The following is a 14,135-nucleotide window of genomic DNA, read 5'->3' as shown; positions in this document are numbered from 1 at the left end:
CAACTCCTACAGAGTTGCCAGGGGTGCGCACCATCCATCTGCAAGCCCCATCCCGGCCTTCCCCAAGGGGAAGGAGCACCACATAACCGCCTCAAACACAGCAAGAATTAGCTCCAGTCACTGGAGGAGGGCTGAGGAGGGGCTTTCTAAACGGCTGGGGAGATGCATTCAATAAGCAGCTGTTTTTTTTACCGCCAACGGCGGACTTTTTTTACGGCCAAGGGCCGCTTTTTATACCGTCGCGGCGGCTGTCGTCATGCCGTGCATGACGGTGGGGATGGTGGAGGCGGCAAGGAGGAAAACTCGTTTTCCGACTGTCGGCCCCGCCAGCCACGCCAAGGCGAAGCCGACAGCCACAGCCACGGCTTTTTGTATTTACTTCACCCCCTCATAGACGCAATAAATAGTGGATAAAACGCGCAATTGGCCCCCCGCAAGCAGCAGCCACGTTTTTTTGTGTCTGCATCGGCAAAGCACTGCCCGCAACGGGCCAATCGGCACCGCCATATCGGGCATAAAATGAGCTGACGACAACCTCCAAGGAGCCATTGTTGATTTTTTTTAAGATATTTTTATCAATTTATTTTCCGTATCAATATATTTCATTATATTTGCACCATCGTTATTATAACGATTAACTAAGAACATACATTACTAACCAATTAAATTTATCTTAATGAACAACATTCCTTTAGTATTTTGGCTCATCCCGATTGCCAGCGTAGTGGCTCTGGGTATGGCATGGTACTTCTTCCGTTCGATGATGAAAGAAGAAGAGGGCACAGACCGTATGAAAGAAATTGCCGAGCACGTCAGGAAAGGCGCAATGGCCTATCTGAAGCAGCAGTACAAGGTCGTGACCATCGTATTCATAGTGCTTGCCATCGTATTTGCCTTCATGGCTTACGTGCTGAAAGTGCAGAACCCCTGGGTTCCGTTTGCATTCCTCACCGGTGGACTCTTCTCGGGTCTGGCAGGATTCTTCGGCATGAAGACCGCCACTTACGCATCGGCACGCACAGCCAACGGCGCACGCACGAGTCTGGACAAGGGACTGAAGATAGCCTTCCGCAGCGGTGCCGTGATGGGTCTCGTCGTTGTAGGTCTCGGCCTGCTCGATATCGCTATATGGTTTATTGTTCTCAACGCCGTCTATGAAGGAGAGGGCACCGCTCTCATCACCATAACCACGACCATGCTTACCTTCGGAATGGGTGCCTCTACCCAGGCGCTCTTTGCCCGTGTAGGCGGAGGTATCTATACCAAGGCTGCCGACGTGGGTGCCGACCTTGTGGGTAAGGTCGAGGCCAATATCCCTGAAGACGACCCCCGCAACCCCGCTACCATCGCCGACAATGTGGGCGACAATGTGGGCGACGTTGCCGGTATGGGCGCCGACCTCTACGAGAGCTACTGCGGTTCGATACTCTCTACCGCCGCTCTGGGTGCCACAGCCTTTGCCATGAACGATGACATGCAGCTCCGCGCCGTCATCGCTCCTATGATTATCGCCGCCATCGGCATCTTCCTCTCCCTCATCGGCATCTTCCTGGTGCGCACCAAGGAGGGAGCCACCATGAAGGAACTGCTCCACTCGCTGGGCTTGGGTACCAACGTCAGCGCAGGTCTGATAGCCGTGGCTACCTTCGCCATACTCTATCTCCTGGGTATCGACAACTGGCTCGGCCTCTCCTTCTCTGTCATCAGCGGTCTTGTAGCCGGTGTCATCATCGGTCAGGCTACCGAGTACTACACCTCTCACAGCTACACGCCGACACAGCAGATAGCCGAGGCTTCGCAGACAGGTCCTGCCACCGTCATCATCAAGGGTATAGGAACGGGTATGATATCGACCATGATTCCCGTGCTCACCATCTCAGTGGCCATCATGCTCAGCTATCTCTGCGCCAATGGCTTTGATATGTCTCTGTCTGCCCACTCTATCAGCACCGGTCTCTACGGTATCGGTATCGCCGCTGTGGGTATGCTCTCCACACTGGGTATCACACTTGCCACCGACGCCTATGGTCCTATCGCCGACAATGCCGGAGGCAACGCCGAAATGAGCGGTCTGGGTAAGGAAGTGCGTGAGCGCACCGACGCCCTCGACGCCCTCGGCAATACCACCGCTGCCACCGGCAAGGGCTTTGCCATCGGTTCGGCTGCCCTCACCGCCCTCGCACTGCTTGCCTCTTATATTGAGGAAATCAAGATTGCCATGGTACGTGCCGTGGAAAACGGCAAACAGTATTTCGACGCCGCTGGTGAGGTGTTTGACCCCGTCAACGCCACCACGATAGACTTCATCGAGTTCTTCCAGGTCAATCTCATCAACCCCAAGGTGCTCGTAGGTGCATTCCTCGGCGCCATGGCAGCCTTCCTCTTCTGCGGACTCACCATGGGAGCCGTAGGCCGCGCTGCCGGGTCGATGGTACAGGAGGTTCGCCGCCAGTTCCGCGTCATCAAGGGCATCCTTGAGGGCAAGGCTACTCCCGACTACGGCCGCTGCGTAGAGATAAGCACACGCAGTGCCCAGCGCGAGATGATTCTGCCGTCGCTGCTGGCCATCATCATCCCCATCGTCATCGGTCTGGTGCTTGGCGTAGCCGGCGTACTGGGTCTGCTAACCGGTGGACTTGCTGCAGGTTTCACCCTCGCTGTGTTCATGTCCAACTCTGGCGGCGCATGGGACAATGCCAAGAAGATGATAGAAGAAGGCAACTTCGGAGGCAAGGGTAGCGAAGACCACAAGGCCACCATCGTAGGCGACACCGTGGGTGACCCGTTCAAGGACACATCCGGCCCGTCGCTCAACATCCTCATCAAGCTCATGTCGATGGTAAGTATCGTCATGGCAGGCCTCACCATCGCCTTCCTGTAAGGCTCGAGCCTGCTACCCCATAAAGCGGAAGTCTGCATATCGCCCACCAGGGTATATGCAGACTTCTTGGTTATGACATTTAGGAGCCCATACAGATTGATACCCACACTGTCACATCAGCCACGTTCATCCTCATCCCAAACGTCTACAACTACAATTCGACCGCCAACAGGTTCGGGGCTCAAGACAACAGGCTCAGACTGCTCTGCGACATGGATATCGTTGCTGGAAAAGTGCTTATTACATTTCTTGAGCAACTCTTTTTGCATATTTGGTATTAATTTTGGTACCAAAATGGTTGCCAATTGGAATATTATAACTATCTTTGTAGCGTAAACAAAATAAACAATTGTCATGACGATAGTTAGTGCAAGAGACTTTAGAGCCAACCAGGGCAAATACTTCTCCATGGTGAACTCCGGTGAACAAGTGATATTGAAATCACGTGAAGGCAGTTTCCGTCTGCTTCCAGTTACTTCTTCCGACTCCGTTGCGGAGAGTACACAAGATATTGCGGCCGACCTAAGGGGAGCTCTCAGAGAACTGAAGGATGTCATTGCAGGCAAGAAAGAGCTGAACACACTTGACAAGTTGATTGATGAACTATAGAATCACAACATCAAGTTATTTCAATGTGACAGCGAAGAGGCTTGCAAAGCAATATCCTTCATTCAAGGATGACCTGACCAACTTTGGAAAGTCGCTCCTCGAGAACCCGTTACAAGGTGCAGAACTGGCTCCTGGCATCCGTAAGATAAGAATGGCCATCAAGTCCAAAAGCAAAGGGAAAGCCGGCGGAGCAAGGGTCATCACTTATAACTTCATCACAAAGGAGATGGATGGAGAAATAGTGCTGCTGCTCATCTATGACAAAGAGGATGCTGCAACGGCAAAGGTCAATGTGCTCAAACAAATCATTAAGGAAGAAGGCTACCCTATCGGATGACTCGTAACGAGCCACTTTGCCAGTAACAGACATTCATGCGAAACCGATGATACCATGACGGATGGTATCATCGGTTTTTATTGTTCCTCCTGCAAGAACAAACATGCGGGGCTGCCAACAGAGTCACGCTGCGGTGGATATATCGACGAAGAGCGAAGACGGGGCGGCGCCTACGGGAGGCCCTGTCATCAGGGAAACAGCCGCGAGGAGCGGAAAAGCGAAAAGGATGCCCGCAGACATCCCTTCAGACTGGCCGTGTGGCCATTTATACTTTCCAAGTCTTAGGCAGATGGCGCTTTACGCTCCTGACTGCCGATGCCACAGATGGCGGAAGCGGGTCGAGCATCATCTCGCGCAGCGTGATATGGAGTTCGCGCAGCAGCTCGGGATAATGGCGGCACAGCTCATAAGCCAGTTTGACACACAGGGCACGGCAGGCAGCCGTCTCGCGTGGCTGCAGGGCGTGGTCGAAACAGAAGTTGAGCAGGTCGATGCGGACATCATCGGCGCCAAACGGCAATCGGCTGACGAGGCAGAGCAGCATACGCCTTCTGCCGCTCACCTCTTCTGCCACAGTTCTGGCAATCAGGTCGGCGCGGTGGGTCTCCAGCCATACGTCCTCGCTCTTGGGCAGGTGGTTGAGAAGCCACAGGGCGTTGGTCGCGGTGCGGCTGTCGTCGCTGTCCATCAACTGGTAAACCATGTTCATCAGCCCCTCATTGCCAGTGTACTCGACGCAGAGGGCATCTATCTCGGCGGCTCCGTGAGACCGGGCAAGCCGGGCTGCCCAATGGTCTGCGCAGGCAGTCTCCACTGCCGTCATCCTATCTTGGTCATGTGATACCCCATACGGCGCAACTGTACCGCCATGCCAGCCAGATAGAGCTGGTGGAGACAGGCGATATAGGCGCGGAAAGCCTCGGCGCTGCCAGGAGTAAGCCCCTCGTGGCGCAGCAGAGACAGCGCACGGTTGGCACACTCGTTGACCAGCCGGCTCACAGCGCCATGGGCTTCGGCATCGAGACCGAGCACCTCGTCGAGGATATAGTCGTCGGTATGGTCGAAGCCGCGCACGTCGCGCAAGGTATTATATATATGTGCATCGGCGTCGGCACGCTGCCAGTCAGTGTCCCACAGCTGCGCCATGGCCATGCCGACAAACATAATCCAACCCAGGGAAACGGTGGGATAGGCGTTGAACTCGCGGATGCCGTCGGGCATATAGTCCTCGCCCACCTTGCGCCATGCCTCCTCTACATCGGGACACTCGGGCATGGGCACGTCTATCTCTTGTCTGCCTGCCAGATAGGTAAGCAGGTCTTCTCTCACTCTCTGTTCAAAATTCATATTCTCTATTATTGTTTCATTGTCAACTTAGTATGACGCCGTGCAGGCGATGCCCATGTTCTCGACCCTGCGACGTATGGCGTCGAGCTCGAGGGGCGTCGCCTTCTGCAGACAGGTGTCGGGCGTAGGGCGGTCTATGGTGTAAATCATCACCTCGGCGGGCTGGATGAGTCTTACCGCCTCCAGCCACGGCGCGACATAACGCTCGGCGGTATTGCCCACATCCTCGCCGTCGATAGAGCCATGCATGAACATGGTCTGGATGATGACGTGACCGTCGAAGAGGCGCAGTTGGTCGATGATGTCGGCGGCACGATAGGCGCGACTGGCGGGGCGGTTGACGAGGCGTATGTAGGCATCGTCGACCGTATCGAGTTTCTGGATATTGTTGTCTACCTTCATCAGCGCCTCACGCACCTCGGCACGATGCAGCTGCGTGGCGTTGCTCAGCACCGATATGCGCGCGTCGGGGCAATAGCGGTTGCGCAAGGCAATGGTGGCGTCGACGATTTCGGCGAAATGGGGATGGGCGGTGGGTTCGCCGTTGCCGGCAAAGGTAAGCACGTCGGGACGCGAGCCATCGTCTGCCATCGTCTGCAGCTGCCGCTCGAGCGCCGCCGTCACTTCGGCGACCGTCGGACGCGGTGTGCGGGTCTGTCGCTCGTGGTTGTATCCACACTCACAGTAGATGCAGTCGAAGGTACAGTATTTGCCGTCGGCGGGCATGAGGTTAATGCCCACCGAGAGGCCCAGACGGCGACTGTGAACAGGGCCGTAAATGGGCGAATTATGTAGCTGTGTACTCATATCTTTAGCATTAACAGCTGCAAAGGTACTCGTATTTTCAGGCAATACGCGTTAATGGTGGTTAAAATGTCGTATATTCGCGTTTTTTTTTGTTTCTTTGCACCAAAATTGGCATATTATATCCACAAGGCAAATGGCTAAAAGACATACTAAATCGCGGAATCGTCAGGGACTGCAAGCCGTGACCCTCTGCATAAGCACCGCAATGGTGCTCGTTTTGTTAGGCTTGGTGATATTCTCAGTACTGGTGGCCCGCAACACCTCTGAATTTGTTAAGGAAAATCTGGTAGTGACCGTCATGTTCGAGCAAGACATGACCACCCCCGAAGGCAGCCAGCTCTGCGCCCGCCTGAAGACCCGCCCTTATATCAACCACCTCGACTTCATCAGCAAGGAGCGCGCGCTGAAAGAGCAGACCAAGGTGCTGGGCACCGACCCCACCGAGTTTACCAATGGTGAGAACCCCTATCTCCCCTCTGCCGACATCACGCTCAAGGCCGACTATGCCAACAACGACTCACTGCGCTGGATTGCCGCCGAGCTGAAGAAATATCCCAAGGTGAGCGACATCACCTACCAGAAAGACCTGGTGGAGAGCGTCAACCGCAATCTCGCCAAGGTAAGCATTGTGCTGCTGGTGATTGCCAGTCTGCTTACCTTTGTATCGTTCTCGCTCATCAGCAACACCGTGCGGCTGGGAGTCTATGCCCGCCGCTTCTCCATCCACACCATGAAGCTCGTGGGAGCCTCATGGGGGTTTATACGCCGCCCGTTCCTGGGCCAGGCTGCCCTCATCGGCGTCATCGCTGCCCTGATGGCCTGTGCCGTGCTGGGTAGCGGCATCTATGCCGTCTACTATTACGCCCCCGACATGATGGCCGTCATCACCTGGCAGGTCATCGCCATCACGGCTGCCACCGTGCTGCTCTTCGGCATCCTCATCACCGTCTTCAGCGCCACCATCTCGGTCAATAAGTTTCTGAAGATGAAGGCTGGCGACCTCTACAAGATATAAGAAGAAAACAACAACAATATGGAAAAGAGAAATTTTGCTTTTGATAAAGTCAACTTTATCCTCATGGCCATCAGTATGCTGATAGTCGTGCTGGGCTTTATCCTCATGTCGGGCCCCGGCTCTACGGAGACCCACTACAACGCTGACATCTTCAGCACCATGCGCATCAAGGTAGCCCCCGTGGTATGCTTTGTGGGCTTCATATCCATGATTTATGCCGTCATCCGCAAGCCTAAGGACGAGGCCGGAAGCGATGACACCAAGGAAACCGAGAACAAGAACGTCGCCGCAGCCAACGGTTGCGAGGACCACACCATAACCCAAGACAACAAACGATAACAATGAACTGGTTTGAAGCATTATGGTTGGGCATTATACAGGGCCTTACCGAATATCTGCCCGTCAGCAGTAGCGGACACCTCACGATTGCCTCAACCCTCTTTGGCATCGAGGCCGAGGAGAACCTGGCGTTCACCATCGCCGTACACGTGGCTACAGTACTGAGTACCCTCGTCATCCTCTGGAAGGAGATTGCCTGGATATTCAAGGGACTCTTCCAATTCAAGGTCAACGACGAGACGCGCTATGTGTTCAACATCCTCATCTCGATGATTCCCGTGGGCATCGTGGGCCTGTTCTTCAAAGAAAATGTGGAGCAAATCTTCGGCTCAGGCCTCGCCATCGTAGGCTCGATGCTGCTCGTCACCGCGCTGCTGCTCACCTTCTCCTACTACGCCAAGCCCCGCCAGAAGGAGAACATCAGCCTCAAGGACGCCTTCATCATAGGTCTGGCCCAGGCCGTGGCTGTGATGCCAGGTCTGTCGCGCTCGGGCTCCACCATTGCCACAGGACTCATCCTGGGCAACAACAAGGACAAGCTCGCCCAGTTCTCCTTCCTCATGGTCATTCCCCCCATTCTGGGCGAGGCTCTGCTCGACACCATGAAGATGGTGAAGTACGGTGCAGCCTCCGTGATGGGCGACATCTCACTGGGCGTGTTGGCCGTAGGTTTCGTGGCTGCCTTCGTGTCGGGCTGCGTAGCCTGCAAGTGGATGATTAACATCGTAAAGCGTGGCAAGCTGATATACTTCGCCATCTACTGTGCCATCGCCGGTATCGTCACCCTCATCTGTTCATTCTGCTAAGCCACAGACATGAACTTCAAGACAGGTGAGATATTTGCCATCGACAAGCCCTATGGCATTACCAGCTTCAAGGCGCTGGCCCACGTGCGCTACGTGCTGTCCCACACCCTCGGACATAGAGTCAAGATAGGCCATGCCGGCACCCTCGACCCGCTGGCTACCGGCGTGCTGATACTCTGCACCGGCAAGTGTACCAAGCAGATAGAGACGCTGCAGGCCCATACCAAGGAGTATGAAGCCACGCTGCAGCTGGGCGCCACCACGCCGAGCTATGATATGGAGCACGAGGTCAACGAGACCTTTGCCACCGCCCACATCACCGAGGACGCCATACGCGAGGCGCTGCCCCAGTTTGTCGGCGACATCCAGCAGACCCCACCCACCTTCAGCGCCTGCAAGATAGACGGAAAGCGCGCCTACTCCATGCGACGCGAGGGGCAGGACGTGGTGCTCAAGCCCAAGAACATCCACATCGACAGCATCGAGATTACCCGTTTCGACCCCGACACCATGCAGCTCGACCTGCGCATCGTCTGCGGCAAGGGCACCTACATCCGTGCCTTGGCGCGCGACCTGGGCAGAGCCCTCGGCAGCGGAGCCTACCTTACCCAGCTGCGGCGTACGCGTGTGGGCGAATACGATATAGATAAATGTATAGTGTATGACCATTTCCAGGAATGGTTGGATAACCAAGAAATAGAAACAAGCAATGAAACTGTCACAGTTTAAGTTCAAATTGCCCGAGGAGCAGATTGCCCTCTACCCCCATAGCATCTATCACGACTTCGTCGATGATAATGGCAACAAGGTTACATCGCGCATCACCCGACGCGATGAGTGTAAGTTGATGGTACTGCACAGCAAATCACAGACTATAGAACTCTATAAGAAGGATGCCGATGGCAATCCTATCGAAGGCGAGTACCTCGATTTCCGTAACGTGCTCGACTATTTCGATGAGGGCGATACCTTCGTCTTCAACGATACCAAGATTTTCCCTGCCCGCCTCTACGGTACCAAGGAGAAGACCGACGCCAAGATTGAGGTCTTCCTGCTGCGCGAGCTCAACCAGGAGATGCGGCTTTGGGATGTGCTGGTAGAGCCTGCCCGCAAGATACGTATCGGCAACAAGCTCTTCTTCGACGACTCGGGCACCATGGTAGCCGAGGTCATCGACAACACCACCAGCCGCGGCCGCACCCTGCGGTTCCTCTACGATTGTCCCCACGAGGAGTTCAAGCGCGAGCTCTTCGCCCTGGGCGAAGCCCCACTGCCCCGCTACATCATAGACCGTCGCGAAAACCACCACGGCACCGCCGAAGACCTGGAAGACTTCCAGTGCATCTTCGCCAAGAACGAGGGTGGCGTGACCGTGCCTGCCTCGGGCCTCCACTTCAGCCGCGAGCTGATGAAGCGCATGGAGATTAAGGGCATCGAGACCGCCTTTGTCACCCTGCACTGCGGACTGGGCGCCTTCCACGACATCGAGGTGGAAGACCTCACCAAGCACAAGATGGACTCAGAGCAGATGATTATCACCCGCGAGGCCTGCGACAGAGTCAACTCTGCCAAGGCTGCCGGCCACCATATCTGCGCCGTGGGCACCAGCGTGGTCAAAGCCACCGAGACCGCCGTGGGCACCGACGGACTGCTGAAGGAGTACGACGGATGGACCAACAAGTTTATCTTCCCTCCCTACGACTTCGGACTCGCCGACACGATGATCGCCAACTTCTACCACCCCTACTCCACCCTGCTGATGGAGACCGCCGCCTTTGGTGGCTACGACCTGGTGATGGAAGCCTACAATCTGGCCTTGAAACATGGATTTATGTTTGGATGCTATGGCGACGCCATGCTTATCATGAATGACTGATCACTGCGTATATCTGGCACTGGGCTCCAACATGGGCGACCGCCATGCCATCATGAGCCGTGCCATAGACGAAATAGGAAGACTGATTGGCGTCGTAGAGCGCCGGTCAGTCTTTTTGGAAACCGAGCCTTGGGGCTTTGACTCCCCCAACCGGTTCCTTAACGCCTGCGTGCGTTGCCGCACCACGCTCACACCGCGCGAGGTGCTTGCCGCCACCCAGGACATAGAGCGGCAGTTGGGCCGCAAGAGCAAGTCGACCGACGGGCAGTATCACGACCGTCCCATCGACATCGACATACTCATCTACGACGACCTGCACATCGACGAGCCCGACCTGCACATTCCCCACCCGCTGATGCACGAGCGCGACTTCGTCATGAAACCTCTGCGCGAGATTATGGACTGACCCGTCCACGCCGCCCGAGCCAATCCCCGCGACCACACAGCAAAACGGAACGGGCACACAACAAGACAGGGCGGGCACCGAGCCAATCCCCGCGACCACGCAGCAAAACGAGGTGGACTCCCTGCAAACCTTCGCGACCACGCAGTACCCCACACGGCCAATCGCCGCCAGCACAAGCCCATAGCGAGTGCTGGCGGCGATTGTCGTTTTAGTGCCGAGTGGTGCAGAGCGCGAGTTTTTCATTATGGAGATGACCATAATCGGGAAAGCGGGGCATGAAATGACTGTTTCATGACTGGAAACGGAAATTTCATGGTTTGCAATAACTGTATCGCAACGCGCAATTAACTTTAAGGGATGCTCCGCAAGGGTGGGCGGCATCACGGACTGGGCGACCTTACCCAGGGACATAAAAAAAGGAAGATTGCGACTCTCATCACAATCTTCCTTCTCGTGTCGGGATTACTGGACTCGAACCAGCGACCTCGCGCCCCCCAGACGTGTGCGCTACCAACTGCGCTAAATCCCGAACTTGCGGGTGCAAAGGTACATACTTATTGCGAAATAACCAAACTTTCACTCTACTTTTTTCAAAAATTCCTCTATTTTTGATGTTTGTCTGTTGTTTTTATAGTCTCCACGGCGCTGGAGGTACCTCCGGGCGGCGCCGAGGTACCCTCCACGGTTGCGAAGATAACCTCCAGCGACACGGCGATGATGAGCGCCGTCGCCCAATCCTAAAAATATCAAAAAAGATGGCCTTTTTTTTGTATTGTCTCCATTTTGCATTAACTTTGTGTTATTATATATATAATAAGGTGGACGCCGGTGCCCTTGTGGTCTTGCTCCGCCTTGCCAAACGGACAATGCAATATGAAACAGACATTCCTCTACATGCTGATGGCAGTGCTCGCACTCACCTTCGGCGCCTGCTCGAGTGACGACGGCCCGCAGCAAGACCCCACACCCAAGATAGACCTGGACGACGACCAAACCACCGCCGAGCTCAACGAGAGCTACACCTACAAGTTGCCCGTTATCTTCCACGTATTCTACAAGGACGAGGCCGAGATGAAGCAGAAGGTCACCGCCTCGCGTCTCGCCGATATTCTCGACCACGTCAACCGCATCTACCAGGGCGGCTACTACAGCACCGACATCGGTACCAGTGAGAATATCAACATCCGTTTCAATCTCGCCACCCACGACGAGCGCGGCAACCGCCTCGCCACCCCCGGCGTGGAATATGTCAAGTGGGACGGCACCTACCCCATCGACGCCAACGACTTCATGAACAACAACAAGAAGGGATATGCCCGCTATCTGTGGGAGCCCAACGACTATATCAATGTGATGGTCTATCCCTTTGCCCCCGAAGCCAACTCTGCCGAGGTCACCCTGGGCGTGAGCCATCTGCCTTTCACGCTGAAGGGCGTCAACGAGACCGACGGCCTCTCTGCGCTCGAGTCCAAGTATAACGACATCAGCAAGAAGAACCTCTCCTTTGCCTACTGTTCGTCCATCAACAGCGATTTCATCAACTACGAGGTAGACCGCTATACCAACGCGTCGCACAACATCACCTCGGGCACCCTCAACCAGGCCAAGTTTGACATCAATGTCACCCTTGCCCACGAGCTGGGCCACTATCTGGGTCTGCTCCACGCCTTCTCCGAGAAGGAAGATGCCAACGGCAATCTCCTCGAAGATGCCTGTGACGACACCGACTACTGCACCGACACCCCATCGTACAACCGTCCCGCCTACCTGCGTCGCGTCACCGCCCTGCTCAACAGCAGCCAGGTCCTGTCTATCTCCTTCAAGGAGCTCGCCGAACGCACCTCTTGCCGGGGCGACAAGTTCTTCTCTACCAACATCATGGACTACGCCTACACCTATGCCTTCGAGCTTACAGCCCAGCAGAAAGCCCGCATCCGCCGTGTGCTCTACAACAGTCCGCTCATCCCCGGCCCCAAGCAGCGTCTGCGCACCAAGAGCCGTGTGGGCACGGGCTCGGCAGACGACATGGGCGTGATAGACCTGCCCATCCGCGTGGTCAAGTAGGATAACAATGAAGATTATCGACAACATGCAATATACCATCCAGCCACCCCAACATATCAACACCACCATCACGCTGCCGGCTTCAAAGAGCGTCTGCAACAGGGCGCTCGTCATCCAGGCCCTTGCCGGCGGCAGTTCACTACCCGCCAACCTCTCCGACTGCGACGACACCCGCGTCATCGCCGCCGCCCTGCGCGATATGCCCGAGACCATCGACATCGGTGCTGCCGGCACCGCGATGCGCTTTCTCACCGCCTATCTCAGCGTGACCCACGGCTGCCACACGATTACCGGCACCGAGCGCATGCGCCACCGCCCCATCGGCGTGCTGGTCGATGCCCTGCGCCGTCTGGGCGCCGAGATCAGCTATCTGGGCGACGAGGGCTATCCTCCCCTCGCCATCTGCGGCCGCGCCATCGAGGGCGGCAGCTTGTCGGTGCCCGGCAATGTCAGTTCGCAGTATATCTCTGCCCTGCTCATGATAGGCCCCATGCTCCGCCGCGGCCTCGAGCTGCGTCTTGAGGGCGACATCGTGTCGCGCCCCTACATCGACCTGACGCTGTGGACCATGACCGAGTTTGGCGCCAAGGCCGAGTGGAGCGATGTAGACACCATCACGGTGGCGCCCGTGCCCTACCAGCCCGCCGACTATGCTGTGGAGAACGACTGGAGTGCCGCCTCCTACTGGTATGAGATGCTTGCCCTCTGCGACGACAACGAGCCCCGCGTGGTACTGCCCGGCCTGATGGACGGTTCGCGCCAGGGCGACACCATCTGCCGCTACATCGGTTCGCTCATGGGAGTGAAGACCACCTTCGGCACCGGCGACGACGGCACCCCCCAAGTGGTGCTCAGCCACCAGCACCGCCGTCTGCCCCGGTTGGACTACGACTTCGTCAGTTCGCCCGACCTTGTCCAGACCTTTGTCGTGGCTTGTGCCATGCGCGGCATCCCCTTCCACTTCACCGGTCTCGCCAGTCTGCGCATCAAGGAGACCGACCGCATTGAGGCGCTGAAGTGCGAGCTGCGCAAGTTGGGCGTGGTGCTCACCGACCGCAACGACAGCGAACTGATATGGAACCTCGAGCGCTGCGAGCCCACCATGGAGCCCATCGACACCTATCAAGACCACCGCATGGCCATGGCCTTTGCCCCTGCAGCCCTGGCCCTGGGCAGCATCACCATCAACGACCCTGAAGTGGTGTCCAAGTCTTATCCCCACTACTGGGACGACCTGCGTCGTGCCGGTTTCCAGATTACCAAGCGCCCATGATATATCTCGTTACCTCCCTCATAGTCCTGGGCATCGTGGCAGCCCTCCTGTCGCTGCGCCAGCACGACGGCGCCGAGGCTACCCCGCCAGCCGCGAGCTGCGGCACCTGCGACGGCACCAACACCAAATGTGAGCAGGAGTGCATGATGGAAGCCGCCACCCGCGAGATAGAATACTACGACGATGAAGAGCTGGACCGCTACCGTGGCCGCCGCTCCGACGAGTATACCGACGACGAGGTACACGAGTTTGCCGACGTGCTCTACACCATGCGCCCCGACGAGGTGGCAGGGTGGAACCGCAGCCTCATCCTGCGCGGCATCAATCTCCCCGACGCCCTCAAAGACGAAGTAATCATGCTGATGGAAAGATGAC

At 56.4% G+C, this 14,135-nt stretch carries 15 protein-coding genes, 1 tRNA gene and 1 pseudogene; 12 read left to right on the top strand and 5 right to left on the bottom strand.

Annotated features, from left to right (window positions below; genetic code table 11):
* Positions 1-676 precede the first annotated feature (676 nt).
* Complete coding sequence (locus CIK87_RS01270; protein ID WP_022311732.1) at positions 677-2,881, top strand: sodium-translocating pyrophosphatase; 2,205 nt, start codon at positions 677-679, stop codon at positions 2,879-2,881.
* Positions 2,882-2,997: 116 nt separating this feature from the next.
* On the opposite strand, the gene CIK87_RS01265 is transcribed toward CIK87_RS01270, so the two are convergent.
* Positions 2,998-3,237, bottom strand: coding sequence for a hypothetical protein (locus CIK87_RS01265; protein ID WP_094384787.1), 240 nt, complete (start codon positions 3,235-3,237; stop codon positions 2,998-3,000).
* On the opposite strand from CIK87_RS01265, the gene CIK87_RS01260 reads away from it, so the two are divergent.
* Both CIK87_RS01260 and CIK87_RS01255 read left to right on the top strand, forming a co-directional pair.
* Entirely contained in the window at positions 3,236-3,490 is a 255-nt protein-coding gene (locus tag CIK87_RS01260) for a type II toxin-antitoxin system Phd/YefM family antitoxin (protein ID WP_094384785.1), read from the top strand. The genes CIK87_RS01265 and CIK87_RS01260 overlap by 2 nt on opposite strands.
* Entirely contained in the window at positions 3,480-3,827 is a 348-nt protein-coding gene (locus CIK87_RS01255; protein ID WP_022311735.1) for a hypothetical protein, read from the top strand. Before CIK87_RS01260 ends, CIK87_RS01255 begins: the two co-directional genes overlap by 11 nt.
* 265 nt (positions 3,828-4,092) lie before the next feature.
* Here CIK87_RS01255 and CIK87_RS01250 read toward each other — a convergent pair whose 3' ends face one another.
* The 3 genes from CIK87_RS01250 to CIK87_RS01240 are packed head-to-tail and all read right to left on the bottom strand — an operon-like array spanning position 4,093 to position 5,981.
* Positions 4,093-4,641, bottom strand: a complete 549-nt coding sequence (locus CIK87_RS01250) for a hypothetical protein (protein WP_144008060.1) — start codon at positions 4,639-4,641, stop codon at positions 4,093-4,095.
* 5 nt (positions 4,642-4,646) lie between these two features.
* A complete protein-coding gene (locus CIK87_RS01245; RefSeq protein WP_022311738.1) occupies positions 4,647-5,174 on the bottom strand; it encodes a hypothetical protein in 528 nt (175 codons plus the stop codon).
* A 27-nt stretch (positions 5,175-5,201) separates the two neighbouring features.
* Entirely contained in the window at positions 5,202-5,981 is a 780-nt protein-coding gene (locus CIK87_RS01240; protein WP_094384781.1) for a radical SAM protein, read from the bottom strand.
* Positions 5,982-6,114: 133 nt separating this feature from the next.
* Here CIK87_RS01240 and CIK87_RS01235 point away from each other — a divergent pair, with 133 nt between their 5' ends.
* From CIK87_RS01235 to folK, 6 genes and pseudogenes are all read left to right on the top strand, one after another.
* Positions 6,115-6,996: an ABC transporter permease gene (locus CIK87_RS01235; protein ID WP_022311740.1), complete on the top strand. Its 882-nt coding sequence runs from the start codon at positions 6,115-6,117 to the stop codon at positions 6,994-6,996.
* A gap of 18 nt (positions 6,997-7,014) precedes the next feature.
* A pseudogene (locus tag CIK87_RS01230) lies at positions 7,015-7,239 on the top strand (DUF3098 domain-containing protein); the annotation flags it as partial.
* A 98-nt stretch (positions 7,240-7,337) separates the two neighbouring features.
* On the top strand, positions 7,338-8,141 hold the full coding sequence (locus tag CIK87_RS01225; RefSeq protein WP_094384777.1) for an undecaprenyl-diphosphate phosphatase: 804 nt from the start codon (positions 7,338-7,340) through the stop codon (positions 8,139-8,141).
* A 9-nt stretch (positions 8,142-8,150) separates the two neighbouring features.
* The gene (gene truB / locus CIK87_RS01220) at positions 8,151-8,870 is read left to right on the top strand and encodes a tRNA pseudouridine(55) synthase TruB (protein ID WP_094384775.1); all 720 of its coding nucleotides are present in this window, start codon (positions 8,151-8,153) and stop codon (positions 8,868-8,870) included.
* On the top strand, positions 8,851-10,017 hold the full coding sequence (gene queA / locus CIK87_RS01215) for a tRNA preQ1(34) S-adenosylmethionine ribosyltransferase-isomerase QueA (RefSeq protein WP_094384773.1): 1,167 nt from the start codon (positions 8,851-8,853) through the stop codon (positions 10,015-10,017). The genes truB and queA overlap by 20 nt, the downstream gene beginning before the upstream one ends.
* Positions 10,010-10,423, top strand: a complete 414-nt coding sequence (folK, locus tag CIK87_RS01210) for a 2-amino-4-hydroxy-6-hydroxymethyldihydropteridine diphosphokinase (RefSeq protein WP_022311745.1) — start codon at positions 10,010-10,012, stop codon at positions 10,421-10,423. Before queA ends, folK begins: the two co-directional genes overlap by 8 nt.
* Before the next feature lie 456 nt (positions 10,424-10,879).
* On the opposite strand, the gene CIK87_RS01205 is transcribed toward folK, so the two are convergent.
* Positions 10,880-10,952: transfer RNA gene (locus CIK87_RS01205), tRNA-Pro, on the bottom strand.
* 344 nt (positions 10,953-11,296) lie between these two features.
* Between CIK87_RS01205 and CIK87_RS01200 the strand changes: the two genes are divergently transcribed.
* Genes CIK87_RS01200 through CIK87_RS01190 form a run of 3 tightly spaced genes read left to right on the top strand, consistent with a single transcriptional unit; the run spans position 11,297 to position 14,134 of the window.
* Positions 11,297-12,487, top strand: a complete 1,191-nt coding sequence (locus CIK87_RS01200) for a zinc-dependent metalloproteinase lipoprotein (RefSeq protein ID WP_094384771.1) — start codon at positions 11,297-11,299, stop codon at positions 12,485-12,487.
* 25 nt (positions 12,488-12,512) lie between these two features.
* A complete protein-coding gene (locus tag CIK87_RS01195) occupies positions 12,513-13,760 on the top strand; it encodes a 3-phosphoshikimate 1-carboxyvinyltransferase (RefSeq protein WP_094384956.1) in 1,248 nt (415 codons plus the stop codon).
* The gene (locus CIK87_RS01190; protein WP_022311750.1) at positions 13,757-14,134 is read left to right on the top strand and encodes a hypothetical protein; all 378 of its coding nucleotides are present in this window, start codon (positions 13,757-13,759) and stop codon (positions 14,132-14,134) included. The genes CIK87_RS01195 and CIK87_RS01190 overlap by 4 nt, the downstream gene beginning before the upstream one ends.
* The last annotated feature ends 1 nt before the right edge of the window (position 14,135 follow it).

Source organism: Prevotella sp. P5-64 (assembly GCF_002251285.1).
Lineage (GTDB): Bacteria > Bacteroidota > Bacteroidia > Bacteroidales > Bacteroidaceae > Prevotella.
The sequence above is the reverse complement of the archived record's forward strand: the minus strand, read 5'-3'. Positions and strand labels throughout refer to the sequence as shown.